The organism is Paracoccus sp. SCN 68-21 (assembly GCF_001724535.1).
Lineage (GTDB): Bacteria > Pseudomonadota > Alphaproteobacteria > Rhodobacterales > Rhodobacteraceae > Paracoccus > Paracoccus hibiscisoli.
Genome location: NZ_MEES01000020.1, coordinates 17,034 through 40,110, shown reverse-complemented (window position 1 = coordinate 40,110; position 23,077 = coordinate 17,034). Strand labels below are relative to the sequence as shown.

Below are 23,077 nucleotides of genomic sequence, written 5' to 3'. Positions count from 1 at the left end.
GCTTCAACGCCCTCGGCACCGCCGAGATCGAGCGCGTGGCATGAGCTTAATGGGGTAAGGGGAAATCACGCCTCAACGCCGAGTTCTGCAACAACGCCACCGGACCGGCGCATGGCAATCAGCATGGCACCACCGAGCGTAGCGCGATCACGAAGGATGGCGACCATGTTGCCGAGTATGAAGTTTACGCAAAACGCACGCTTGTTCGCGTTACCTACAAGCGCCGCGAGAAGGCCACCCAGATTGGTGGCACCGACTGGCAAACCGTAGCGCGGTTGCTTCTACGTGAACTGATGGGTGAAGCGACGGCAGCCGCCTGAATACCACCTGCGCCAAACCAGAGGCCCCAAGCGCACCCCGCGTTTGGGGCCTTGTCTTGTCCGTGTGTCCGTCCGTGGTGAGACGCTTGGATGAGTCGGCCAACTGTTCCGGTTGCGGTAGTGAGCGCTTCCCTAAGTGGATAATTATAAAAAATAAAATGAATTGGCTGGGGCGGTAGGATTCGAACCTACGGTACACGGTACCAAAAACCGATGCCTTACCACTTGGCCACGCCCCAACTGTGCAGGGTGATTACCCAAGCGCGTCCGGGGGTGCAAGACGGAAAATGCAGAAATCTTGCCCCCATGCGAAAGCCCCGCTATCGACACGGCATGGAACATGCGGATCTTGTCATATTGGGGGCCGGCGCGGCCGGATTGTTCTGCGCCGGATCGGCGCTGGCGCAGGGGCGGCGGGTGATCGTGCTGGATCATGCCGCGACGCCGGCGGAAAAGATCCGCATCTCGGGCGGGGGACGGTGCAATTTCACGAACCTTGCGACCGCGCCCGATCGGTTCCTGTCGGACAATCCGCGATTCGCGGCCAGCGCGCTGGCGCGGTATCGGCCTCAAGCCTTCGTCGATCTGGTCGGGACGGCGGGAATCGCTTGGCATGAGAAGACCCAGGGCCAGCTGTTCTGCGATGGAAAGGCCACCCAGATCACCGCGATGCTGCTGGACCGCATGACCGGGGCCGAGCTGCGGCTGGAGACCCGCATCGCCGGGGTGGAGCGACAGGACGACCGCTTTGTGCTGAAGACCTCGGGCGGGGCGATCACGGCGGCGCGCGTGGTCGTGGCCACGGGCGGCAAGTCGATCCCCAAGATCGGGGCGACCGGCATGGCCTATGACCTGGCGCGCCAGTTCGGCCTGCGTCTGGTCGAGACCCGCCCGGCGCTGGTGCCGCTGACCTTTGCCGAGCAGGATCTGGCGCTCTGCCGTCCTCTGGCGGGCCTGTCGGTCGAGTCGCGCATCGCCCATGGGGGCGGGGCGTTTCGCGACGCGCTGCTGTTCACGCATCGGGGCCTCAGCGGGCCGGTGATCCTGCAGATCTCCAGCTTTTGGCAGGCCGGAGAGACGCTGACCATCGATCTGTCGCCCGACCGCGACATCGCCGCCGCGCTGAAGGCCGCGCGGGCGGGGGCGGGCCGTGCGCAGGTCGCCACCGTGCTGGGGCAGATGCTGCCCGACCGCCTGGCGCAGGCCGTTGTGGCAGAGGCCGGGCTGGTGCAGGCGCGGCTGGCAGATCAGCCGAACGCCCGGCTGGACGCCTTGGGCGCGCGGGTCAACCGCTGGCAGGTGCGCCCCGTGGGGACCGAGGGCTATCGCACCGCCGAGGTCACATTGGGCGGGGTCGACACGCGCGATCTGGATGCGCGGACCATGCAGGCGCGGCAGGTGCAGGGCCTGGCGTTCATCGGCGAATGCGTGGACGTGACCGGCTGGCTGGGCGGCTATAACTTTCAATGGGCCTGGGCATCGGCCGATGCGGCCGGTCGCGCGGCCTAGCCGCGCGGGGTGGGGTTCAGCAGGTCGCGGCCGTCATCGACGCGTTCGCGCTCGACCATCTCCTCGAAGGCGGCGTCGGGGCCGAGATCCGACAGGCGGCGGTCGGCGGGGCGCGAGGGCCGCGTGGCGGCAGGCGCCTCGGACGCGTCGGTCTGTTCCAGGCGGATACGGTGGATGGGCTCGGGGATCAGATAACCCTTGGCGTCCAGCGCGTGGCGCAGCATGCGGAACGCCTCGCCCCGCGCCAGGTCGAAATCGGTGCCGTCCTGCGACACCCAGCCTCCGGCGCGGATCACCACATGTTCGGGGCCCTGCGCATCCAGCCAAGCCACCGGTTCGGGGCGCTTGAGCACAAAATCCATACCCGCCAGCGCCTTCAGCACCACGTCGCGCGCGCGGCCCAGATCGGCGCCCGGATCGATCGCCAGATCGACCATGAAGCGCCGTTCCGGATTGCGCGTGTAATTCGTCAGGACCGCTTTGTAGATGATCTGGTTGGGGATGCGGATGTGGTTGCCGTCCAGCGTCAGCAGGGTGGTGCCCCGGCTGGTCAGACGGATCACCCGGCCACGCAGGCCGTTCACCTCGATCAGATCGTTCGGGTTGAAGGGCTGGCGCAGCGACAGCAGCATCGTGGCCACGAACCCCTCGATCGTGTCGCGCGCGGCAAAGGACAGCGACAGGCCAAAGATGCCCGCAGCACCCAACAGCGTCCCCAGCAGCGCCCGCGCCCCCATCAGGTCCAGCGCCACCACCAGCGCCACGATCCAGGCGGTCAGCCGGATGGTCTGCGCCAGAAACCCCGCGATGAAGGGATTGGGCGCAATCCCCGCCAGCGCGCGTTCGCGCCGCGACAGCCAGCCGCCCGCCAGCACGATGACCGCCCCCACCGCCAAGCCAAGCGCCATGAAGGGCAGCCCCGCCACCACCGCCGTCAGCCGCGTCTGGAACCGGTCGCGGACCGAGACCAGCCGCGTGCCGAGATCGGTGGACAGGGTCACCCGATCCTCGATCGCTACGACGCCCTCGACCCGCGCCAGCAGGGTCTCCAGCCGGGCGACGGTCTGCTGTTCGGTAACCTCTCCGGTCAGGGTGACGATACCGGCATCGACGCGCGCGCTGACCCCGTCGAATTCGGGCACCTGCGCCAGGATGCTGCCGATGCGCGCCAGGATCGCCAGATCGGTCGCCTGATTGTCCTGGGTCGAGATCGCGCCGCTTGGCACCTGCGGCACGGCAGGGTCGGGGGCCTGCGCCGCGACGGGCGCGGCCAGCGCCAGCAGGATCAGCAGCGCACGGATCATGCCGGCAGCGGGTCAGCCTTTGCCAGTCGGTCGAAGGCCATCAGAGAGGCGATCAGCGCGGGCATCCGGTCCAGCGGGATCATGTTCGGCCCGTCCGAGGGCGCGGTGTCGGGCGCCTCATGCGTCTCGATGAAGACCCCGGCCACGCCAAGCGCGACCGCCGCCCGCGCCATCACCGGCGCGAATTCGCGCTGCCCGCCCGAGCTGCCGCCCTGGCCGCCGGGCTGCTGGACGGAATGGGTGGCATCCATGATCACCGGATAGCCGGTGCGCGCCATGATCGGCAGCGACCGCATGTCCGCCACCAGCGTGTTATAGCCGAAGCTGGCTCCGCGTTCGGTCAGCAGGATGTTCCCGTTGCCGGTCGAGGCGACCTTGTCGGCCACGTTCGGCATGTCCCACGGCGCCAGGAACTGGCCCTTCTTGATGTTCACGACCGCCCCCGTGCGGCCCGCCGTCAGCAGCAGGTCGGTCTGGCGGCACAGGAAGGCCGGGATCTGGATCACGTCCACGACCTCGGCCGCGCGGATCGCCTGGTCGGCGTCATGCACATCGGTCAGCACCGGACAGCCGAAACGGTCGCGCACGGCCGCAAGGATCTCCAGCCCCTCGTCGATGCCCAGGCCCCGTCGCCCCGACAGCGAGGTGCGGTTGGCCTTGTCATAGCTGGCCTTGAACACGAAGGACGCGCCCGCATCGGCGCAGGCCGCGGCCATCGTCTGGGCGATCATCAGCGCGTGATCCAGGCTTTCCAGCTGGCAGGGTCCGGCGATCACCGTCAGCGGCAGGTCGTTGCCGCAGGTGATCGGGCCGATGGGGATATGCTTGGGCGTGGTCATGTCGATACCTGTTCGCGAAGGATGGAGGCCGTCAGCGACAGCATCAGATAGATACCCGAAAAGATCAGGAAAGCCACCAGGGTGTTCTGGAACGCCTTGGGATAGGTCGCCTCGTCCGGCGGGATCGGCGCGATGGACAGCGACAGATAGCGGACCTGCTTGTTGGCCTCGATGCGCGCGGCCTCCATCTGGGCGGCGGCGGCGCCCAGCATCTCCTGGCGGGTGACCATCTCGGCCTCGGCCACGCGCAGCTCTCCCGCGATCGCGGCCAGAGAGCCCCGCGTGTCGCTGTCCTGCGTCAGCTGCAGGCGCGTCTCGGCGATCAGCTCGCGCAGGCGGGTGATGTCGCCGCGCACCGCGTCTACGCGGCTCTGCAGCGGGCGCGGATTGGCCAGCAGCTGCCCCAGCTCCAGCTGCTTTTCGGTCAGCTGACTTTCCAGGCCGCTGACCTGGCCCATCACGACGCTGCTTTCGGCGACCGGGTCCAGCACGCCCAGCCTGACCTGCAGCTCCTGCACACGCATCTGGGCGGCCAGCATCTTGGCCTCGGCATCCTCATAGGTCTCGCGGGCGCCCTCCATCTGGTCGGCGCGCATCCGCGAGGTCAGCGCATCGACCAACTCCTCGGCATAGGTGATCAGCGCGCGCGAGAACTGCTCGCTCAATTTGGGATTGGGGGCGATCACCTCCATGTTCAGCACGCCCTCGGTCGGGTCATAGCCGATCTTGACCGAATCCTGATACAGGCTGAACGTCGCCTCGTTCGTGGCATCGGGGGGCAGGCGCTTGATCGCGTCCACCGAGGGGTCCTGATACGCGCGCCGGAACCCCAGCTCCTCGTCCAGCCGCAGCATGGCGTCGCGCGATGTCAGATAGCTCTGGACCGCGACGGCGTCCTGGTTCGTGCCCAAGCCCGTGCCGCCCAGCATCGCCCCTAGACCGCCGCCCGACCCGCCGCCTTCGGCCGACTGGATCTGGAACTGCGACACGGTCGCATAAAGTGGCGAGGCGATGCGGTGGTAATACCAGCCCACCAGGACTGTCGGCAGCATGACGAACAGCATCAGGCGAAAGGCCAGCATCGCCATGCGGCGGCGGCGGCGGCGGGCCAGGTCGCGCTGAATGCGATAGATCTCGGCGGCGCGCTTTTCCTCGGTCAGTTCCTCGCGAGAGGGCAGGGCGGGGCGCTTTCCCGGCGCCCGGTCCGGCAGGATCGAGGGCACGGGCGCGGGTCGCAGCGCCGGCGCGTTGGGCGCGGGGGCCGCCTGTGCGCGGCTGCCTTCGGAGGACAGGATGCTGCCGACCGCATTGCGATGCGACGGGTCGATCCCCCGCTCGCGCAGGCGCAGGACGGCCTCCTCGGGGGATGCGGCCTCGATCTGGTGCAGGGCGGCGATGCGGCGGGCGATGCGCATCTGTCGCTCGGTCAGCTTTTCCGCGCGGATCGCGGCCAGCTTGGCCTCCAGATCGGGGTCGTCGGCGGGGGCTGCAGGCGCCGCGGCGGGGGGCTTGGTCAGGCTGAAATCGCCGAAACCGTCATCCATCGGGCCGGTGGCCAGGAACTTGTCCAACCGCGCTTGGCGGTCCTCGGGCGTTTCGGAGGAGCCTGCGGCGGGGGGCGCGCGGCGCGTCACCTCGACCCGGATGGCCCCGCCGGGGGCGGGCGGCGCGGCGCGGTCCTGGTCGTCAGCAGGCGCGGCAGTGGGGGTGCCGCCCTGCGTGACCGATTCCTGGGCCGAGAGGTGGTACCGGCGCGCTTTAGGAGGTGTAGTCATAATATTGCTTGGCCTCGTCGAGGGTCTCGAACAGATAGAGCCTGCCGTCGCGCAGGATCGCCGCCCGGTTGCAGAACTTTTCGATGGTGCTGGGCTGGTGCGACACGATCACCGTGGTGGCGGTCTGCAGGCGTTCGAACAGGACGCGGCCTGCCTTGCGGTTGAACTCGACATCGGTGGTCTGGGGCATGCCCTCGTCGATCAGGTAGATGTCGAAATCCAGCGCCAGCAGCAGCGAAAAGTTGAATCGCTGCCGCATGCCGCTGGAATAGGTGCCCACGGGCATGTCGAAATATTCGTGGATGTCGCACAGCCAGCGGGTGAAGGCCGACACGTAATCCGGGTCCAGCCCATAGATCCGGGCGATATAGCGCGCGTTTTCGTTGCCGGTATGGCGGCTGACCAGACCGCCCATGAAGCCCAGGGGAAACGAGATCCGGCATTCGCGCCTGATCCGCCCCTCATCAGCCTTCTCCAGGCCGCACATCATGTTCACCAGGGTCGTCTTGCCGGTGCCGTTGGGGGCCAGGATGCCCAGGGACTGGCCCAGCTCCACCCGGAACGAGGCCTGGTCCAGGATGATCTTGTGCTGCTTGCCGGTCCAGAACGACTTGGACACATTGTCAAATTCTAGCATGGCCTTGCTTTACCAACGAAAAACGGCACGAGGCGTGCCATGCCGGGTGCCTCGACTGCCGGGGCGACCTTAGGGCGGGCCGGACGGGCTGTCCAGCCTTGCCATCCGGCCCCAGAAATTGTGATCTGACCAGCCTTATTTCCTGATAAATTCGTCATAAATGCCGCAGATGATGGCGCCCGAACCCCCATTGGACGACTGCATCCGGGGCTGCCGGATCTGCCGCGAGCGCTTTGCGGCGACGGCGACGGGCCATCGGCCGCGCCCGGTCGTGTGGTTCAGCCGCACGGCGCGGGTGCTGATCGCGGGGCAGGCGCCGGGCGCACGGGTCCATGCCAGCGGTCTGCCCTTCGACGACCGGTCGGGCGACCGGCTGCGCGACTGGATGGGGATCGACCGCGCGACCTTCTATGACCGCGACCGTATCGCCATCGTGCCGATGGCCTTTTGCTTTCCGGGCTATGATGCGCGTGGGGCCGACCTGCCGCCGCCGCCGATCTGCGCGGCGACCTGGCGCGCGCCCGTGATGGCGCTGCTGCAGCCGCGGCTGACGCTGCTGGTGGGCGGGCATGCGATGCGCTGGCACCTGGGCGCGCGGTCGGTCACGCCCACGGTGCGCGACTGGCGCGCCCATGCGCCGGACGTGATCCCGCTGCCCCATCCCAGCTGGCGCAACACCGGCTGGCTGCGCGCGAATCCGTGGTTTCAGGCCGATCTGCTGCCCGCGCTGCGCGACCGTGTGGCGGCGGCGCTGGCGGGCTGAGGGCAGGCGGCGCGAAAAACCGCGATCGGTCTGGAGCCCGGCCGGAACCGAGGGTAAGGCACGGCGGTTCAGCGACGGGGTTGTGTTTCGCGCACAGTTCCCTGACGATGACGTGATCCTGCGGGTCCGGGCGCCAGGCGCGCCCCGACCGGCCAAAACAGACCAAGGGAGACGCCGCATGAGCCACCTGAAACCCGTCCTGCTGAGCACCGCCTTCGCGCTCTGCGCCACGCCGCTGATGGCGCAACAGGAACAGTTCATCACGATCGGCACCGGCGGCCAGACCGGCGTCTATTACGTCGTGGGCCAGTCGATCTGCCGCTTGGTGAACCGCGACACCGCCACCACCGGCCTGCGCTGCACCGCGCCCGCGACCGGCGGGTCCATCGACAACATCAACCAGATCAAGTCCGGCGGCATGACCATGGGCGTGGCCCAGTCCGACTGGCAGTTCCACGCCTATAACGGCAGCTCTGACTATGAGGGCGACGCGTTCGAGGACCTGCGCGCGGTCTTTGCCGTCCACCCCGAGCCCTTCACCGTCGTGGCCCGCGCCGATAGCGGCGTCGAGACCTTTACTGATCTGTCGGGCAAGCGCGTGAACGTGGGCAACCCCGGATCGGGCTCGCGCGGGACCTTCGAGGTCGTGCTGGACGCGATGGGCATGAGCATGTCCGATTTCGCCCTGTCGTCGGAGCTGCGTCCGGCCGAACAGTCGGCCGCCCTGGGCGACAACCAGGTCGACGCCATCAGCTATACCGTGGGCCATCCCAACGGTTCGATCCAGGAGGCGACCTCGACCGTGGACGCCCGTCTGGTCGACGTGTCCGGCCCCGAGATCGACGCGCTGGTGGACGCCAATCCCTTCTACTCCAAGGTCACGATCCCCGGCGGCATGTATGCCGGCAATGATGAGGATACCGAGACCTTCGGCGTCAAGGCGACCTTCGTGACCTCGGCCGCGATCCCCGAAGAGACCGTCTATCAGGTGGTCAAAGCGGTGTTCGACAACTTCGACCGCTTCAAGGGCCTGCACCCCGCCTTCGCGACCCTGACGCCCGAAGAGATGATCGCCGACGGCAACAGCGCCCCCCTGCATCCGGGCGCCGAGCGGTATTACCGCGAACAGGGCTGGGTCGAGTGATCCACGCCTGACCGGGGCGGCCCTGACGGGGCCGCCCCTTCATCATGCCTGAACAAGAACAAGACGTATCGCAGGGGGTGCCGTGATGAGCCGGAACGACGGGACAAGGGAACGCCAGCAACAGGCCAGCGCGGTCGAGATGCAGGCCTCGGGGCGCGGGGCGCTGACGCAGGAAGAGCTGGACGAGCTGGTCTCCTCCTCCGACACGGGCGCGCGTACGCCGCCGGGGCTGGTGGGCAAGCTGATCCTGGCGGTGGCGTTGTGCTGGTCGCTGTTCCAGCTGTGGATCGCCTCGCCGCTGCCCTTCATGCTGAATTTCGGCATCATCAGCGCGACCGATGCCCGCGCGGTCCATCTGGCCTTCGCGCTGTTTCTGGCTTTCATGGCCTATCCCGCTGAAAGATCACCGTTTCAACTGGCCCTGGGGGTTGCGGTTCCGCTGATCCTGTCGGGGCTGTTCATCTATGGCGCACCCGCTGCCATGCCGATCTGGTGGATCGCGCTTGCCGGGGCGGGCGTGATCGCCGCCGTCCTGCTGGGCAGCCCCAAGACCCGCGTGCCGCCGTGGGAATGGGCGCTGGCGCTGGTGGGCGTGGGCGTCACGATGTACGTGTTCCTCAACAGCGACGCCCTGGGCCGCCGGGTCGGCGCGCCGATCACCACCGATGTGCTGATGGCCGTCATCGGCATCCTGCTGCTGCTGGAGGCCACGCGCCGCAGCCTGGGCCCGGCGCTGATGATCGTGGCCACAGTGTTCCTGGTCTATACCTTCCTTGGGCCCTACATGCCCTCGATCATCGCGCATCGCGGCAATTCGCTGGCCGAGGTCGCCAACCACCAATGGGTCACCACCGAGGGCATCTTCGGCATCGCGCTGGGCGTCTCGACCAGCTTCGTGTTCCTCTTCGTGCTGTTCGGCGCGCTGTTGGACAAGGCGGGGGCGGGCAACTACTTCATCCAGGTGGCCTTTTCGCTGATGGGGCACCTGCGGGGCGGTCCGGCCAAGGCCGCCGTGGTCAGCAGCGCCATGACGGGCCTGATCTCGGGGTCGTCCATCGCCAACGTGGTCACCACCGGCACCTTCACCATCCCGCTGATGAAGAAGGTGGGCTTTTCCAGCGAAAAGGCCGGCGCAGTCGAGGTCGCATCCTCGGTCAACGGCCAGATCATGCCGCCCGTGATGGGGGCCGCGGCCTTCCTGATGGTCGAATACGTGGGCATCCCCTATTTCGACGTGGTCAAGCACGCCTTCCTGCCCGCCACGATCAGCTATATCGCGCTGGTCTACATCGTCCACCTTGATGCGATGAAGGCCGGCATGCAGGGCCTGCCCCGCGCCTATGAGCCGCCCCCCATCCTGCAGCGCCTGATGTTCATCGCCTTCATGGTGGCGGGGATCTGCGCGCTGTCGCTGGCGGTCTATTACCTGATGGGTTGGATCCGGCCCGCCTTCGGCTCCAGCGCGCCCTATGTGGTCTTTGGCCTGCTGACGGCGGCCTATGTCGGCCTGATGTGGGTCGCCTCGCGCGAGGAGCCGCTGCAGATCGACGACCCCAACGCCCCTGTGACGGCGCTGCCGCTGCCGGGACCGACGGTGCGGTCGGGCCTGCACTATATCCTGCCGGTGGTGGTGCTGGTCTGGGCGCTGATGGTGGACCGGCTGTCGCCGGGCCTGTCGGCCTTCTGGGCCACGGCCTACATGATCTTCATCCTGCTGACGCAGCGCCCGCTGATGGTGTGGCTGCGCGGCGCCGACCGCACCGGCATCAACACCACGGCCCGCGCGCTGCGGGTGGGCGTGGACGATCTGGTCGACGGTCTGATCTCGGGCGCGCGCAACATGATCGGCATCGGCATCGCCACGGCGACGGCGGGCATCATCGTGGGCGCGGTCAGCCAGACCGGCGTGGGTTCGGCCCTGGCCGATGTGGTCGAGGTCCTGTCGGGCGGCAACCTGTTGGCCATCCTGGGCCTGACGGCGGTCCTGTCGCTGATCCTGGGGATGGGGCTGCCGACCACGGCGAACTATATCGTGGTCTCGGCGCTGCTGGCGCCGGTCATCGTCACCCTGGGCCAGCAGAATGGGCTGATCGTGCCGCTGATCGCGGTCCATCTGTTCGTCTTCTACTTCGGCATCATGGCCGATGTGACGCCGCCTGTGGGGCTTGCCTCCTTTGCTGCGGCGGCGGTGTCGGGGGGCGATCCGATCCGCACCGGGGTCGTGGCGTTCTTCTACAGCCTGCGGACGGCGGCGCTGCCGTTCCTGTTCATCTTCAACACCGACCTGCTGCTGATCGATGTGGGGTGGATGCAGGGCATCTTTGTCTTTGTCACCGCGACCATCGCGATGCTGCTGTTCGCGGCGGCGACGCAGGGCTGGTTCCTGGTGCGCAACAAGATCTGGGAGACGGTCCTGCTGCTGCTGATCGCCTTCACCATCTTCCGGCCGGGCTTCTTCTGGGACTATGTCTTCCCGCCCTTCGAGGAGCGTCCGGGGACCGAGTTCGTCCAGGCGCTGGAGGACAGCGACCCGGGCGAGGGCCTGCGCCTGCAGATCGCGGGGCTGAACGACATCGGCAACCCGGTCGAATTCACCGCCCTCCTGGCCGTCCCGCCCGGCGCCACCGGAGAGGAGCGTCTGGCCGCCGCCGGGATCGAACTGGCGCAGGATGGCGACCGGATGCTGATCGACAACGTGGCCTTTGACAGCCCCGCGCAGGCCGCCGGTCTGGATTGGGACCAGACGATCCTGACGGTGAATGCGCCCGTTCCGGCACCGTCGCGGTACTGGATCTATATCCCGGCGTTCCTGCTGATGGGGCTGGTCGTCTGGCTGCAGCGGCGCCGCGAACCCCGCGCCGAACCCGTGAAAGGAGCGCGTCATGCATGACACCGTGCTGTTGCCCATCGACCTGCAGCATCCCGAAAGCTGGGAAAAGGCCCTGCCTGCCGCCAAGCGGCTGGCGGGAGAGCAGGGGGTGATCCACCTGCTGGGGATCGTGCATGATTTCGGCAGCTCGATGGTCGCGACCTTCCTGCCCAAGGGCTATGAGCAGAAGATCCTGCAGAAGATGAAGGAGGCGCTGGACGATTTTGCCAGCCAGCATTTCCCCGACGAATCCCGCATCCGCATCCATGTGGGCCACGGCCATATCGCAGAGACGATCCTCAAGGCGGCCGCGAAATACAAGGCAGACCTGATCGTCATGGCCAGCGACAAGCCCGATGAGCTGCGCAGCATCCTGGTCAGCCGGGATGCCAATGCGGTGGTGCGCCATTCGCCCGTTTCCGTGATGGTGGTGCGCTAGATCATGCAGACCGACCTTCAGATCGCGCGGGCCGCGTCCAAGCGGCCCATTGCGGATATCGCCGCCCGCCTTGGCCTGACGCCCGACCAGATCCTGCCCTATGGTCATGACAAGGCCAAGATCACGCATGACGCCCTGGCGGGCCTGACCGGTCCCCAAGGCCGCCTGATCCTGGTGACCGCCATCAACCCGACCCCTGCCGGCGAGGGCAAGACCACCACCACCGTGGGTCTGGGCGATGCGCTGAACCTTCTGGGCCACCGCGCGACCATCTGCATCCGCGAGGCGAGCCTTGGCCCGAATTTTGGCATGAAGGGTGGCGCTGCAGGCGGTGGGCGCGCGCAGATCGTCCCGATGGAGGAGATGAACCTCCATTTCACCGGCGATTTCCACGCCATCACCTCGGCCCACAACCTGCTGGCCGCGATGATCGACAACCACATCCACTGGGGCAACGCGCTGGACATCGACACGCGCCGCATCACCTGGCGGCGGGTGATGGACATGAACGACCGCGCGCTGCGCGACACGGTCGTGGGTCTGGGCGGTCCGGCCAACGGGTTCTCGCGCCAGACGGGGTTCGACATCACCGTGGCGTCCGAGGTCATGGCGATCCTGTGCCTGGCGCGCGACCTGGCCGACCTGCAGGACCGTCTGGGCCGCATCGTCGTGGCCGAGACGCGCGACCGCCGCCCCGTCACCGCGCGCGACCTGCAGGCGGATGGGGCGATGACGGTCCTGCTCAAGGACGCGTTGCAGCCCAATCTGGTCCAGACGCTGGAGAACAACCCGGCGCTGGTCCATGGCGGGCCCTTCGCCAATATAGCCCATGGCTGCAACAGCGTCATCGCCACCCGTGCGGCGCTGCGCCTTTCCGATTACGTCGTGACCGAGGCGGGGTTCGGGGCCGATCTGGGCGCGGAAAAGTTCCTGAACATCAAGTGCCGCCTGGCCGGGCTGTCCCCCGCCGCCGTGGTTCTGGTGGCCACGGTCCGCGCGTTGAAGATGAACGGCGGCGTCGCCAAGGCCGATCTTGGGTCTGAGGATGTCGCCGCCGTCACCGCGGGCTGCGCCAATTTGGGCCGCCATATCGAGAATATCCGCAGCTTTGGCCTGCCCGTGGTTGTCGCGCTGAACCATTTCGCGGGCGATGCCGAGGCCGAGATCGACGCCCTGCGCGCCTATTGCGCGCAGCAGGGGGTGCAGGCGATTCTGGCGCGGCATTGGGCCGAGGGCGGCGCGGGCGCCACCGATCTGGCCCGCGCGGTGGTCGATCTGGCCGAGGGCGGCAAGGCGCAGTTCGCGCCGCTCTATCCCGATGCCATGCCCCTGTGGGACAAGATCGAGGCCATCTGCACCCGCATCCACCGCGCCGCCCATGTCGAGGCTGCGCCGGGCGTCCGTGCCCAGCTGGAGGCCTGGCAGGCGGCGGGACATGGTCACATGCCGGTCTGCATCGCCAAGACGCAGTACAGCTTTTCGACCGATCCCGACCTGCGCGGCGCGCCCACCCGCCACACGATCCCGGTGCGCGAGGTACGGCTGAACGCGGGCGCGGGCTTTGTCGTGGCGATCTGCGGGCAGATCATGACCATGCCCGGCCTGCCGCGACATCCGGCGGCCGAAGTGATCCGCCTGGATGATGAGGGCCAGGTCGAAGGGCTGTTCTGACCGGTCAGGCGGCCGCGGCCGCGGCCGGTTCAGGCTCCAACAGCTGCGCCAGCAGGGACAGGCGGTCCAGGCTGACCAGCAGGTCGGGGGCCGAATCCTGTGCCGTCAGTGCGCGCGCCGCCATCCGCCGGGCGCGGTCGCGGATCACGGGTCCGGGCACCCCATCGCCGTGATGCAGCGCGATGCGGGCGCAATCCATGAACAGGGCGTCATCGCCGGTGCGGGCGGCACGCTCCCACAAGGCGGTCAGGGCGGGGGGCAGGGGACTGGCGATCAAGACCGGCGCCCCTGACAGCCATGCGGCCTCGACCCGGTTCAGGGTTGCGGGGCCTGCGGGCTGGCGCGGCAGGTCCAGCCAGCGGCGCAGATGCCGCGCCGAGATGGGGTCGCGGAAACAGACCCGCGCCAGGTCCGCCAACACCGCCGGTTCTGCGCCGCGCGGCGCCGACAGCCGCCGCAGCCAGTCCTGCCCCGTGGCACGTGTCAGGCTGGTCGCGGCATGCAGCGCCAGCGTATCGGGGATGGGCGCGCGCGCCAGGCGGTCGGCCAGCAGCCGCGTCGCCGTGCGCAGCGGATGCGGTTGCAGCCAGACGGGCGCCGCGCCCCGCCAGCGCCGCCACGCCGCCATGTGCAGCGCCATGGCCACCAGCACCGTGGGTCCCGCCGCCTGCGCCAGCTCCTGATCGGCGGTCCCGAAGCCGAGGCGGGCCGGGAACGACCCGTCGGGCCGCTGCACCTGGATCAGGTCGGACACCATCTCGGCCAGCGGATAATCCTCGTCCAGAAGGCGCAGGCAAAAGGCCACCTGCGCGACCGAGGCGGTGCAGCCCGCCGATTGGGCCCAATCCGCCAGCCTGCGCAGATGGTCGAAGATCTGCGTGAAGGCGCGTGCCTGCGACAGGCGCGGTCGCCGCGCGCCATAGTGATAGAGCTGCATCAGCAGCTGCGCGACCGTCGTGACATGGTCGGGCGTGATCCGGCGCGGCGGGGTGGTCAGCACCCGTTCGGCCTGGGCCAGCAATGCGGGGTCATCGGACAGGGCCAGCCGTTGCGGCAGGGGCAGGGCGGCATCCTCGGCCAGCGTCTCGCAGGCCATCTGCCACAGCGGGTCGTCGCAGGCGACCAGCCCGCCCGCCAGCATCAGGCGCACCAGATCGGGCGTGCGCGCCCCCTCCAGCACGCGGATGGCGCCCGCGCGCACCAGATCGGGCGTCAGGCGGCGCATCACGATCACCTCCATCGGAGAGATGCGCCCGCGCAAGCCCGACAGGACCGGGGCCGCCTGGCCCACCATCGCCAGCGCGCCCAGATCGGGGTGATCGATCGACATCGCTTCGGGCAGGGCCATGATGCGCTGCCGCAGCCATTCCAGGCCCCGGTTCGACAACAATCGCATCAGTTGATCCAGCGAGCCGTCCATCCGCCTCTCCGTTTTCGTTCCGGCCAGTTTCCCCGGCGGGCGCCGCAGTTCAAGGAAACGATGCAGACAATTCAAGCCAAACCCGCCGCGACACCGGGAATTGCGCCGGGCGCGCGGGCGCGCTAAAGCGCGAGGCATGAGCAACCGCCCCGATCTTCCGCCCGAAATCGCCCGCCGCCGGACCTTTGCGATCATCTCGCATCCCGACGCCGGCAAGACCACGCTGACCGAGAAGTTCCTGCTGTATGGTGGCGCCATCCAGATGGCCGGTCAGGTGCGCGCCAAGGGCGAGGCCCGGCGCACGCGGTCGGATTTCATGCAGATGGAGAAGGATCGCGGCATCTCGGTCTCGGCCTCGGCCATGTCCTTCGATTTCGACGGGCACCGCTTCAACCTGGTGGACACGCCGGGGCACAGCGATTTTTCCGAGGATACCTATCGCACGCTGACGGCGGTCGATGCGGCGGTGATGGTCATCGACGGGGCCAAGGGCGTCGAATCGCAGACCCGCAAGCTGTTCGAGGTCTGCCGCCTGCGCGACCTGCCGATCCTGACCTTCTGCAACAAGATGGACCGCGAAAGCCGCGACACCTTCGAGATCATCGACGAGATCCAGGAGAACCTGGCCATCGACGTGGCCCCGGCATCCTGGCCCATCGGGGTGGGACGCGAATTCATCGGCTGCTATGACATGCTGCATGACCGGCTGGAGCTGATGGACCGCGCCGACCGCAACAAGGTCGCCGAGAGCATCAAGATCGACGGGCTGGACGACCCGCGGCTTGCCGATCACGTCCCCGCCGACCTGCTGGCCAAGCTGCGCGAGGAGGTCGAGATGGCGCGCGAGCTGCTGCCCGCCTTTGACCGGCAATCGTTCCTGGAGGGGCACATGACGCCCATCTGGTTCGGCAGTGCGATCAACAGCTTTGGCGTGCAGGAGCTGATGTCGGGGATCAGCGAGTACGGCCCCCCGCCGCAGCCCCAGAACACAGACGGTCGCCAGATATCGCCCGATGAGGCGCCGGTCACCGGTTTTGTCTTCAAGGTCCAGGCGAACATGGACCCCAAGCATCGCGACCGGGTGGCCTTTGTCCGGCTGGCCTCGGGGCATTTCGAACGCGGCATGAAGATGGTGCATGTACGCTCCAAGAAGCCCATGGCCGTGTCGAACCCGGTGCTGTTCCTGGCAGCCGACCGCGAACTGGCCGAGGAGGCCTGGGCGGGTGACATCATCGGCATCCCGAACCACGGCCAGCTGCGCATCGGGGACGCGCTGACCGAGGGCGAGGCGCTGCGCTTTACCGGCATCCCGTCCTTTGCGCCCGAACTGTTGCAGACGGTGCGCGCGACCGACCCGATGAAGGCCAAGCACCTGGAAAAGGCGCTGATGCAATTCGCGGAGGAAGGGGCGGCCAAGGTCTTCAAACCGTCGATCGGGTCGGGCTTCATCGTGGGCGTGGTGGGCGCGCTGCAATTCGAGGTGCTGGCCAGCCGGATCGAGCTGGAATACGGCATCCCCGTCCGGTTCGAGGGCAGCCAGTTCACCAGCGCCCGTTGGGTCAGCGGCCCCAAGGCCAAGGTCGATGCCTTCGCCGAGGCGAACAAGCAGCATCTGGCCCATGACCATGACGGCGATCTCGTGTTCCTGACCCGTCTGCAATGGGACATCGACCGCATCGGCCGCGACCACCCAGAGATCCGGCTGACCGCGACCAAGGAGATGATGGTCTAGAACGTCTCGATCTGCAGGATCGACGCGCAATTGGCCGCGTCGATCGTACCAACCCAGATGTCGTACAGCCCGCTGTCGGCGGCCTGGATGCGCATCACCGGGTTCAGGCCGTCCTCGTCATCGGCAAAGATGTATTGCCCGTCAGGCAGGTTCACCAGCAGGGTCGTGTCGCAATCGCCCTGTACGCGCAGGTCCAGCAGCCGCCCCTGACCGCCATCGTCATATTGCAGGCTGAGATCGGGCGCCTTGGCCATGTAGCCGATGCCCGGCACGTTCGTGCAGCTTGTCAGATGCACGTCGCCCCCGGCGATCATCGGGGTCTGATACTGCTGATACAAACTGTCGGCGCTGGCCTTGATCGTCTTGGGCGCGGTCAGGTGCCAATCGGGGCAGTCCTGCGCAAGGGCCGAGAGGGGCAGCAAAAGGAAAACCGCAAAAGCCATCACTCTGGACATGGTCATGCGGACACCTGCGCAATGGTTACCTAGTGACGCTGCGCCCGCGCGGCGAGTCGCGCAAGCGTCAAGATGCATCGAACTGTAACCATCCGAAGTGGTCCGTCAGGCGGACCTGCCGAAGGCCATGCCGTCCAGTTCCCGCCCCTGATCGTCGACCGGGTGGCACCAGACGTCAAAGCCCGTCAGGGTATGCGGACCAAAGCTGGACAGCATCGACACATCCGCCGCGTCATGCCCGCGTGCGACGACGACGCGGCCAAGGCGGCGTTCGTTGTTGCGGGGGTCGAAGGTCCACCAGCGGCCGGACAGGAACACCTCGATCCAGGCGGCGAAATCCATCGGGGCATCGACCTTGGGCACGCCGATATCGCCGACATAGCCGTTGACGTAACGCGCCGGGATGTTCATCGCGCGCAGATAGGCCAGCGACAGATGCGCGAAATCACGGCATACGCCGGTACCGCCCTGGCTGGCGTCATGGGCAGTGCGGAACACGGACGCCGTGCCATAGTCGAAGCGCAGGACCTTATGGCCGTGATCCAGAATGGCCTGAACGCGGCCCCAACCCGGCGTCACTTGGCCGAACAGGTCCCATGCCTGTTGGGACAGCACGTCGCTTTCGACATAACGCGAAGGGGTCAGGAACATCAGCGCCTCGTCGGGCAGCTCCTCGACCGGCACCTCCTGGGCGTCGGGATCGACCTCGTCCCAGGCCTCGCTGTCGCGCAGGGTCACGTCGCCGCGCAGGATGAACTCGCCCGCAGGGGCGATCATCCGGCGGCAGATGTTGTCGAACCGGTCGCGATATTCATGGACCTCGACCTCGGGGGTGGTGGTGACCTCCTCGGGGGCCACGAAATCGGGGTGCCGTGCCGCCTCGGGGGCGACAAGGCAGATCAGGGGGGTCGGCTGCTCGACCGTGATGCGAAACTGATGACCGACCCGGACCAGCATCACGCGACCGATGCGTCCATGGTGATCTCTGCGTTCAGCAGCTTGCTGATCGGGCAGCCGGCCTTGGCCTTCTCCGCGATCTCCAGCACCTTGGCGCGGTCGGCATCGGCGGTGATCGTGGTGGTCAGGTGAGCCTTCTTGACGGCGAAACCGTCGCCCTCCTTGTCCATCGAGATATCCGAGGTGGTCTTGATCGACACGCCGGAAATCCCCTCCTGCTCCAGCATCATCGCCAGCGCCATCGAGAAGCACGAGGCATGGGCCGCGCCCACCAGCTCCTCGGGGTTGGTGCCGGGCTTGTCCTCAAAGCGGGTGTTGAAGCCGTAGGGCTGGGCGGACAGCGCGCCCGACTTGGTCGAAACCTGGCCCTTGCCCTCTTTCAGGCCGCCAGTCCATTCGGCAGATCCGGTGCGGGTGATCATGACATCCATCCTTTGCTTGGGTCAGTGTTGCGCGCTCAACGCGGCAACACCAGCCAAGGTTCAGGGCGCGTCGTGAAACAGCCGTTGATGTTCAGCAATCGCATAGCGGTCGGTCATGCCTGCCACATAGTCCAGCACCAGCCGCGCGCGTTCGGTCGGATCGTTCAGCGCCACGGCAGCGGCGCGCCACTGGTCGGGCAGGCGGTCGGGATGGTCCAGATACAGCGGGAACAGGTCGTTCAGCATCTGGGTGACATGCGTGCGCTCGACCACTACGGACGGGGCACGATACATGCGCTGGAACAGGAAGGACTTGATCGCCTTGATGTTCTGATAGAGCGGCTTGGAAAACCGGATGATCGGGCCGTCCATCGCGCGGATGTCGTCGGCCGATTGCGGCTGCAGGCCCGCCAGGCGGTTCTGGGCCACGGCGATCACATCCTCGACCATGACGCCAAAGACGCGGCGCAGCGCCTCGTAGCGGCGCCGCGTGGGGTCCAGGTCCGGATAGCGGCGGTCGACCTCGGCGAAGGCCGGACCGATCACGGGCAACTCGGCCAGATCGGCCTCGGTGAACAGGCCCGCGCGCAGCCCGTCATGCAGGTCGTGGTGGTTGTAGGCCACGTCATCGGCCACGGCGGCCACCTGCGCCTCGGCGCTGGCATTGGTGTGCAGCTCAAGGTCCCACAGCGCGTTCACGTCGGCCAGCGCATAGGGCAGGGGGCCGGTGATGGGGCCCCCCGTCGGGCTTGTCCCGACAATTGGACCATTATGCTTGGCGATGCCCTCCAGGCTTTCCCAAGTCAGGTTCAGCCCGTCGAAATCGGCATAGTGCCGCTCCAGCCGGGTGACGATGCGCAGGGCCTGGGCGTTGTGGTCGAACCCGCCATAGGGGGCCATCAGGGCTGCCAGCGCGTCCTCTCCGGTGTGGCCGAAGGGGGGGTGGCCCAGGTCATGGGCCAAGGCCACGGTCTCGGCCAGGTCGGTGTTCAGGCCCAGGGCACCGGCGATGGTGCGCGCGACCTGCGCCACCTCGATCGTGTGGGTCAGGCGGGTGCGGAAATAGTCGCCGCGATACCCCTCTCCGTCGTGTTCGACAAAGACCTGGGTCTTGTGCTTGAGCCGCCGGAACGCGCTGGAATGGATGATCCGGTCGCGGTCGCGCTGCCAGGGCGAGCGAAAGGTCGACAGGCTTTCGTCATGCAGCCGCCCACGGCTGTCGGCAGGCTGGCAGGCATAGGGGGCAAGTGCGGTCACGGGGCATTCCTTGCGGCTGGTGCCGGGCGACCCTATATTTGATGGCATCAGACGAAAACGGGAACGCCCCATGAACCTGCCGCCCAAAGTGACTGACCGCGCCTTTGACCGCCTGTCCCAGATCAATGCGGGAAAGGAGCCGGCCTCCCTGCGCGTGGCCGTGCTGGGCGGGGGCTGTTCGGGGTTCCAGTATGACATCCGCCTGGACGCGCCCGAGCCCGATGACCTGATCCTGGAGAAATCCGGCCAGCGCGTCGTGGTGGACCCGGTGTCGCTGCCCTATCTGGCGGGGGCGGTGATCGATTTCACCGACGAGCTGATCGGCGCGCGTTTCGTGATCGAGAACCCGAACGCCACCGCCAGTTGTGGCTGCGGTACGTCCTTCTCGATCTGACCGGAGCCGGTTGCCAATCGCTGTGGGGCCGCTAAAGATGCGGCCCATGAAAATCGCAAGCTTCAACATCAACGGCGTCAAGGCCCGCATCCAGGCGCTGACCGACTGGCTGGGCGCGACCGATGCCGATCTGGTCGTCCTGCAGGAAATCAAGTCGGTGGACGAGGGCTTCCCGCGCGAGCACTTCCAGGATCTGGGCTGGCAGGTCGAGACGCATGGCCAGAAGGGCTTCAACGGCGTGGCCATCCTGTCGCGCCTGCCGCTGGACGACGTGACGCGCGGCCTTCCCGGCGACGATGCGGATGAGCAGGCCCGCTATATCGAGGCGACGGTGGTGGGCACCCGCGCGGTGCGCATCGCGGGCCTCTATCTGCCCAACGGCAACCCCGCGCCGGGGCCGAAATACGACTACAAGCTGGCTTGGATGGAGCGGTTGCGCCAACGCGCCGCGGAATTGCTGGCGACCGAGATGCCGGTGGTGATGCTGGGCGATTACAACATCATCCCGCAGGCCCGTGACGCCGCCAACCCGCAGAACTGGACCGAGGATGCGCTGTTCCTGCCGCAAAGCCGGGCCGCGTTCCAGGCCATCGTCAACCAGGGCTGGACCGATGCGGTGCGCATCCGCGACCCTTGGGCCACGCGGGGGCCGTTCACCTTCTGGGACTATCAGGCCGGGGCGTGGGAGCGTGACAACGGCATCCGCATCGACCACCTGCTGCTGTCGCCGCAGGCGGCCGACCTGATTGTCGAGACCGGCGTCGACCGCGCCGCCCGCGCCGGCGAAAAGCCAAGCGACCACGTCCCGGTCTGGGTGCGTCTGGCGGCCTGAGGGGCCTCAGATCACCAGCACGCCGGAATGCTTGGCCTTGTGTTCCGGTTCGACATGGATGGTGATCTGCGCATCGGGCAGGCGGGCCTTGAGGCTGGCCTCGACCCGGTCGCAGATGTCATGGGCGTCCGACACGGTGGTCTGCCCGTCCACGACCAGATGGAAATCGATGAAGGTGACGGCGCCCGCGTGACGCGTGCGCAGGTCATGCGCCTCCAGCGCGCCGCTGGCCTTGTCCGAGATGATCTCGCGGATGACGGCCAGGGTCTTTTCGGGCACCGCCTCGTCCAGCAGCCCCGACAGGGACGCGGTCATGACCTTCCAGCCCGACCATAGGATGTTGACGCCGACCAGCATGGCCAGCGCCGGGTCCAGCACCGCCCAGCCCGTCGCCACCGCCAGCCCGACGCCCAGCAGCACCCCCGCGGATGAGATCACGTCCGACAGCAGATGCTTGCCATCCGCCACCAGCGCGGGGGACCGCAGCCGCCGCCCCTGGCGGATCAGCACCCAGCACCAGACGGCGTTCAGCGCGCCCGCGCCCGCGTTGATCGCCATGCCCAGGCCCGCATCCTGGATCAGGCGGGGGTTCTGGAACGCGTGCCACGCCTCGCGCAGGATCAGGAGGGCCGCGACGATGATCAGCACCCCCTCCAGCACCGCGCTGAGGAATTCGGCCTTGTGATGGCCATAGGGATGGCCCTGATCGGCGGGCCGCTGCGCGACCTTGATCGCCACCAGCGCGGCCAAAGCGGTCGCCACGTTCACGATGCTTTCCAGCGCGTCCGACAGCAGGGCCACCGACCCGGTCAGCCGCCAGGCCAGCGTCTTGAGGCCCAGCACGACAAGGCCGACCACGATGCTTCCCAGGGCGATCTTCAGGCTGTTGGACATCACATGGGTCTCCGCTGCGTGTCCGGGCAGCATGTCGCAGATGCGTCCCCCGATCTCAAGCGGATGATGAACCGAAACGGCGCGTCGGGGCGTTGCCATGGCAGGTCGATGCCGATGGGACGGTTTTTGATTGACCCGTCACTCAAGTTGGATCAAACTTAGGCTATCAAAGCGAAAATATTGGCCCCTGCGCCAAGGAAAGCCGTCTCATTCGCCCTTTGCGGAGGGCTTGGCTACGAATTACCTGAACGGATCATTCAGGTTCCAAAGAAGGATTGCGCATGACGCCAATCATCACTGTCGCCTATCTCAGCGTGCTGGCCTGCGCGCTGTTCGTCCTGATCCGCTGGCCCCGCCTGCGGCTGCAGGGCGAAGAGCCCGTCGGCCTGTTCACCCTGATCGCCCTGCTGTTCACCGCCGGTCTGGACATGGGCCTGGTCATGCTGCCGCTGGCGGAGTTCCCCCTCTATGAGGAGGACCCGGCCTTCGGCTTCACCAACGCCCTGGCGGTCGAGTTCGGCATGTGGGGCCCCTTGGTCTGGCTGATGTATTTCGTCGCCACCTTCTATTTCATCGCGATCGAGCCGCGCCTGCAGCTGTTCCAGATTCCGGTCGTGAAATGGGTCTATAACCTGACGGTCATCGCGACCTGTTCATTCACCTGCTATCTGTTCATGTCGAACCTGCCGACCTATGCGCCCAATCTGTCGCAGGGGGCGGTTTGGGGGCTGGTGGTGGTGGTGATCGCCACGGCGGTGATCTCCAGCGGGAACATGGCGGTGATGAAATGGCTGGCGATCCTGTCCAGCTATGGGTTCGGGATGCTGGCCTTTACCGCGCTGGCGATGATTGCCTTTGTCTACAGCCGCGTGGGGCTGCCCGATTTCTTTGCCAATCTGGGGCTGCTGGCCGATTACTTCCGCCACCTGCCGCGCTTTGCGACGCCGATCTCAGACTATCACGAATTCTACCTGTTCTGGTGGTTCGCCTGGTCGATCATGATCGGACAGTTCGTCGCCCGGTTCGTCGGCGGCATGCGGGTCTGGCAGCTGGCGGTGGCGATGGTGGCGCTGCCCGCCGTGCCCCTGGGTCTGTGGTTCAGCGTGCTGTTCGTCTATCATCAGGGGGGTGTGGTCATCCCCGACTGGCTAAACTGGTTCATGATCGGGGTGGGGGTGGTCTTCGTGATCAACTCTCTGGACAGCCTGATCCGGCTCTATTCCGCCAATCTGGGCTGGTCCCGGGAGACGCTGGGCGACCGTCGCTATTACCCGCTGCACTTCCTGCTGCAGCTGACGCTGGTCGGGGCCTATGTCTTCACCCCCTTCGAGATTCAGTGGGTCGGGCTGGTCGTGGCGGCGCTGTACGGGGCGATCTATCTGCTGATGGCCCGCCATATCGCCAAGCTGGACCGCATCGGCGCGCCGGGCGCGGCCTGACGGAC

The 23,077-nt window shown here is 67.2% G+C and carries 20 protein-coding genes and 1 tRNA gene; 10 read left to right on the top strand and 11 right to left on the bottom strand.

The window, feature by feature from the left end; genetic code table 11:
• Positions 1 to 484 precede the first annotated feature (484 nt).
• Positions 485 to 559, bottom strand: a tRNA-Gln gene (locus ABS73_RS08540).
• A gap of 94 nt (positions 560 to 653) precedes the next feature.
• On the opposite strand from ABS73_RS08540, the gene ABS73_RS08535 reads away from it, so the two are divergent.
• On the top strand, positions 654 to 1,829 hold the full coding sequence (locus tag ABS73_RS08535) for a BaiN/RdsA family NAD(P)/FAD-dependent oxidoreductase (protein ID WP_277019402.1): 1,176 nt from the start codon (positions 654 to 656) through the stop codon (positions 1,827 to 1,829).
• On the opposite strand, the gene ABS73_RS08530 is transcribed toward ABS73_RS08535, so the two are convergent.
• From ABS73_RS08530 to ABS73_RS08515, 4 genes are read right to left on the bottom strand one after another with little or no spacing between them, the layout of a single operon-like run.
• Positions 1,826 to 3,133 (bottom strand): mechanosensitive ion channel family protein, encoded by a 1,308-nt coding sequence (locus ABS73_RS08530; protein ID WP_277019400.1) that lies wholly within the window; start codon positions 3,131 to 3,133, stop codon positions 1,826 to 1,828. The genes ABS73_RS08535 and ABS73_RS08530 overlap by 4 nt on opposite strands.
• Positions 3,130 to 3,972, bottom strand: coding sequence for a 3-deoxy-8-phosphooctulonate synthase (gene kdsA, locus ABS73_RS08525; RefSeq protein WP_277019397.1), 843 nt, complete (start codon positions 3,970 to 3,972; stop codon positions 3,130 to 3,132). The genes ABS73_RS08530 and kdsA overlap by 4 nt, the downstream gene beginning before the upstream one ends.
• Positions 3,969 to 5,747, bottom strand: a complete 1,779-nt coding sequence (locus ABS73_RS08520) for a KpsE/RkpR family capsule polysaccharide export protein (protein ID WP_277019395.1) — start codon at positions 5,745 to 5,747, stop codon at positions 3,969 to 3,971. Before ABS73_RS08520 ends, kdsA begins: the two co-directional genes overlap by 4 nt.
• Positions 5,731 to 6,384 carry an ABC transporter ATP-binding protein gene (locus ABS73_RS08515; RefSeq protein WP_277019393.1) on the bottom strand — a complete coding sequence of 218 codons (654 nt, stop codon included), beginning with the start codon at positions 6,382 to 6,384 and terminating at the stop codon, positions 5,731 to 5,733. Before ABS73_RS08515 ends, ABS73_RS08520 begins: the two co-directional genes overlap by 17 nt.
• A gap of 169 nt (positions 6,385 to 6,553) precedes the next feature.
• Here ABS73_RS08515 and ABS73_RS08510 point away from each other — a divergent pair, with 169 nt between their 5' ends.
• The 5 genes from ABS73_RS08510 (at position 6,554) to ABS73_RS08490 (ending at position 13,270) form a co-directional block, all read left to right on the top strand.
• Entirely contained in the window at positions 6,554 to 7,147 is a 594-nt protein-coding gene (locus tag ABS73_RS08510; RefSeq protein WP_277019405.1) for a uracil-DNA glycosylase family protein, read from the top strand.
• 178 nt (positions 7,148 to 7,325) lie between these two features.
• Positions 7,326 to 8,291 (top strand): TAXI family TRAP transporter solute-binding subunit, encoded by a 966-nt coding sequence (locus ABS73_RS08505; protein WP_277019391.1) that lies wholly within the window; start codon positions 7,326 to 7,328, stop codon positions 8,289 to 8,291.
• 85 nt (positions 8,292 to 8,376) lie between these two features.
• Positions 8,377 to 11,181 carry a TRAP transporter permease gene (locus ABS73_RS08500; RefSeq protein WP_277019389.1) on the top strand — a complete coding sequence of 935 codons (2,805 nt, stop codon included), beginning with the start codon at positions 8,377 to 8,379 and terminating at the stop codon, positions 11,179 to 11,181.
• Positions 11,174 to 11,599, top strand: a complete 426-nt coding sequence (locus ABS73_RS08495; protein ID WP_277019387.1) for a universal stress protein — start codon at positions 11,174 to 11,176, stop codon at positions 11,597 to 11,599. The genes ABS73_RS08500 and ABS73_RS08495 overlap by 8 nt, the downstream gene beginning before the upstream one ends.
• 3 nt (positions 11,600 to 11,602) lie before the next feature.
• Positions 11,603 to 13,270 (top strand): formate--tetrahydrofolate ligase, encoded by a 1,668-nt coding sequence (locus ABS73_RS08490; protein ID WP_277019386.1) that lies wholly within the window; start codon positions 11,603 to 11,605, stop codon positions 13,268 to 13,270.
• A 4-nt stretch (positions 13,271 to 13,274) separates the two neighbouring features.
• Here the strand turns inward: ABS73_RS08490 and ABS73_RS08485 are convergent, their stop codons facing one another.
• The gene (locus ABS73_RS08485) at positions 13,275 to 14,690 is read right to left on the bottom strand and encodes a hypothetical protein (protein ID WP_277019385.1); all 1,416 of its coding nucleotides are present in this window, start codon (positions 14,688 to 14,690) and stop codon (positions 13,275 to 13,277) included.
• 136 nt (positions 14,691 to 14,826) lie between these two features.
• Between ABS73_RS08485 and ABS73_RS08480 the strand changes: the two genes are divergently transcribed.
• Positions 14,827 to 16,422: a peptide chain release factor 3 gene (locus tag ABS73_RS08480; protein ID WP_136857337.1), complete on the top strand. Its 1,596-nt coding sequence runs from the start codon at positions 14,827 to 14,829 to the stop codon at positions 16,420 to 16,422.
• Here the strand turns inward: ABS73_RS08480 and ABS73_RS08475 are convergent.
• From ABS73_RS08475 to ABS73_RS08460, 4 genes are all read right to left on the bottom strand, one after another.
• Positions 16,419 to 16,883: a hypothetical protein gene (locus tag ABS73_RS08475; protein WP_277019383.1), complete on the bottom strand. Its 465-nt coding sequence runs from the start codon at positions 16,881 to 16,883 to the stop codon at positions 16,419 to 16,421. The two genes, ABS73_RS08480 and ABS73_RS08475, sit on opposite strands and share 4 nt — an antisense overlap.
• Positions 16,884 to 16,982: 99 nt before the next feature.
• Positions 16,983 to 17,834 (bottom strand): transglutaminase-like domain-containing protein, encoded by an 852-nt coding sequence (locus ABS73_RS08470; protein ID WP_277019382.1) that lies wholly within the window; start codon positions 17,832 to 17,834, stop codon positions 16,983 to 16,985.
• Complete coding sequence (locus ABS73_RS08465) at positions 17,834 to 18,256, bottom strand: OsmC family protein (protein WP_277019380.1); 423 nt, start codon at positions 18,254 to 18,256, stop codon at positions 17,834 to 17,836. The genes ABS73_RS08470 and ABS73_RS08465 overlap by 1 nt, the downstream gene beginning before the upstream one ends.
• Before the next feature lie 60 nt (positions 18,257 to 18,316).
• Entirely contained in the window at positions 18,317 to 19,561 is a 1,245-nt protein-coding gene (locus ABS73_RS08460) for a deoxyguanosinetriphosphate triphosphohydrolase (protein WP_423805158.1), read from the bottom strand.
• A gap of 22 nt (positions 19,562 to 19,583) precedes the next feature.
• On the opposite strand from ABS73_RS08460, the gene ABS73_RS08455 reads away from it, so the two are divergent.
• Entirely contained in the window at positions 19,584 to 19,907 is a 324-nt protein-coding gene (locus ABS73_RS08455) for a HesB/IscA family protein (protein WP_136857341.1), read from the top strand.
• A gap of 46 nt (positions 19,908 to 19,953) precedes the next feature.
• Positions 19,954 to 20,739: an exodeoxyribonuclease III gene (xth, locus tag ABS73_RS08450; protein ID WP_277019374.1), complete on the top strand. Its 786-nt coding sequence runs from the start codon at positions 19,954 to 19,956 to the stop codon at positions 20,737 to 20,739.
• A gap of 6 nt (positions 20,740 to 20,745) precedes the next feature.
• Here xth and ABS73_RS08445 read toward each other — a convergent pair whose 3' ends face one another.
• The gene (locus ABS73_RS08445) at positions 20,746 to 21,633 is read right to left on the bottom strand and encodes a cation diffusion facilitator family transporter (RefSeq protein ID WP_136857343.1); all 888 of its coding nucleotides are present in this window, start codon (positions 21,631 to 21,633) and stop codon (positions 20,746 to 20,748) included.
• 281 nt (positions 21,634 to 21,914) lie between these two features.
• Between ABS73_RS08445 and ABS73_RS08440 the strand changes: the two genes are divergently transcribed.
• The gene (locus tag ABS73_RS08440; RefSeq protein WP_277019371.1) at positions 21,915 to 23,072 is read left to right on the top strand and encodes a BCCT family transporter; all 1,158 of its coding nucleotides are present in this window, start codon (positions 21,915 to 21,917) and stop codon (positions 23,070 to 23,072) included.
• Positions 23,073 to 23,077: the final 5 nt, after the last annotated feature.

Coding starts and splice junctions, on each gene's coding strand:
- ABS73_RS08535 (WP_277019402.1), top strand. CDS start 654: ATGGAACATGCGGATCTTGTCATATTGGGGGCCGGCGCGGCCGGATTG.
- ABS73_RS08530 (WP_277019400.1), bottom strand. CDS start 3,133: ATGATCCGTGCGCTGCTGATCCTGCTGGCGCTGGCCGCGCCCGTCGCG.
- kdsA (WP_277019397.1), bottom strand. CDS start 3,972: ATGACCACGCCCAAGCATATCCCCATCGGCCCGATCACCTGCGGCAAC.
- ABS73_RS08520 (WP_277019395.1), bottom strand. CDS start 5,747: ATGACTACACCTCCTAAAGCGCGCCGGTACCACCTCTCGGCCCAGGAA.
- ABS73_RS08515 (WP_277019393.1), bottom strand. CDS start 6,384: ATGCTAGAATTTGACAATGTGTCCAAGTCGTTCTGGACCGGCAAGCAG.
- ABS73_RS08510 (WP_277019405.1), top strand. CDS start 6,554: ATGATGGCGCCCGAACCCCCATTGGACGACTGCATCCGGGGCTGCCGG.
- ABS73_RS08505 (WP_277019391.1), top strand. CDS start 7,326: ATGAGCCACCTGAAACCCGTCCTGCTGAGCACCGCCTTCGCGCTCTGC.
- ABS73_RS08500 (WP_277019389.1), top strand. CDS start 8,377: ATGAGCCGGAACGACGGGACAAGGGAACGCCAGCAACAGGCCAGCGCG.
- ABS73_RS08495 (WP_277019387.1), top strand. CDS start 11,174: ATGCATGACACCGTGCTGTTGCCCATCGACCTGCAGCATCCCGAAAGC.
- ABS73_RS08490 (WP_277019386.1), top strand. CDS start 11,603: ATGCAGACCGACCTTCAGATCGCGCGGGCCGCGTCCAAGCGGCCCATT.
- ABS73_RS08485 (WP_277019385.1), bottom strand. CDS start 14,690: ATGGACGGCTCGCTGGATCAACTGATGCGATTGTTGTCGAACCGGGGC.
- ABS73_RS08480 (WP_136857337.1), top strand. CDS start 14,827: ATGAGCAACCGCCCCGATCTTCCGCCCGAAATCGCCCGCCGCCGGACC.
- ABS73_RS08475 (WP_277019383.1), bottom strand. CDS start 16,883: ATGACCATGTCCAGAGTGATGGCTTTTGCGGTTTTCCTTTTGCTGCCC.
- ABS73_RS08470 (WP_277019382.1), bottom strand. CDS start 17,834: ATGCTGGTCCGGGTCGGTCATCAGTTTCGCATCACGGTCGAGCAGCCG.
- ABS73_RS08465 (WP_277019380.1), bottom strand. CDS start 18,256: ATGATCACCCGCACCGGATCTGCCGAATGGACTGGCGGCCTGAAAGAG.
- ABS73_RS08460 (WP_423805158.1), bottom strand. CDS start 19,561: ATGCCATCAAATATAGGGTCGCCCGGCACCAGCCGCAAGGAATGCCCC.
- ABS73_RS08455 (WP_136857341.1), top strand. CDS start 19,584: ATGAACCTGCCGCCCAAAGTGACTGACCGCGCCTTTGACCGCCTGTCC.
- xth (WP_277019374.1), top strand. CDS start 19,954: ATGAAAATCGCAAGCTTCAACATCAACGGCGTCAAGGCCCGCATCCAG.
- ABS73_RS08445 (WP_136857343.1), bottom strand. CDS start 21,633: ATGTCCAACAGCCTGAAGATCGCCCTGGGAAGCATCGTGGTCGGCCTT.
- ABS73_RS08440 (WP_277019371.1), top strand. CDS start 21,915: ATGACGCCAATCATCACTGTCGCCTATCTCAGCGTGCTGGCCTGCGCG.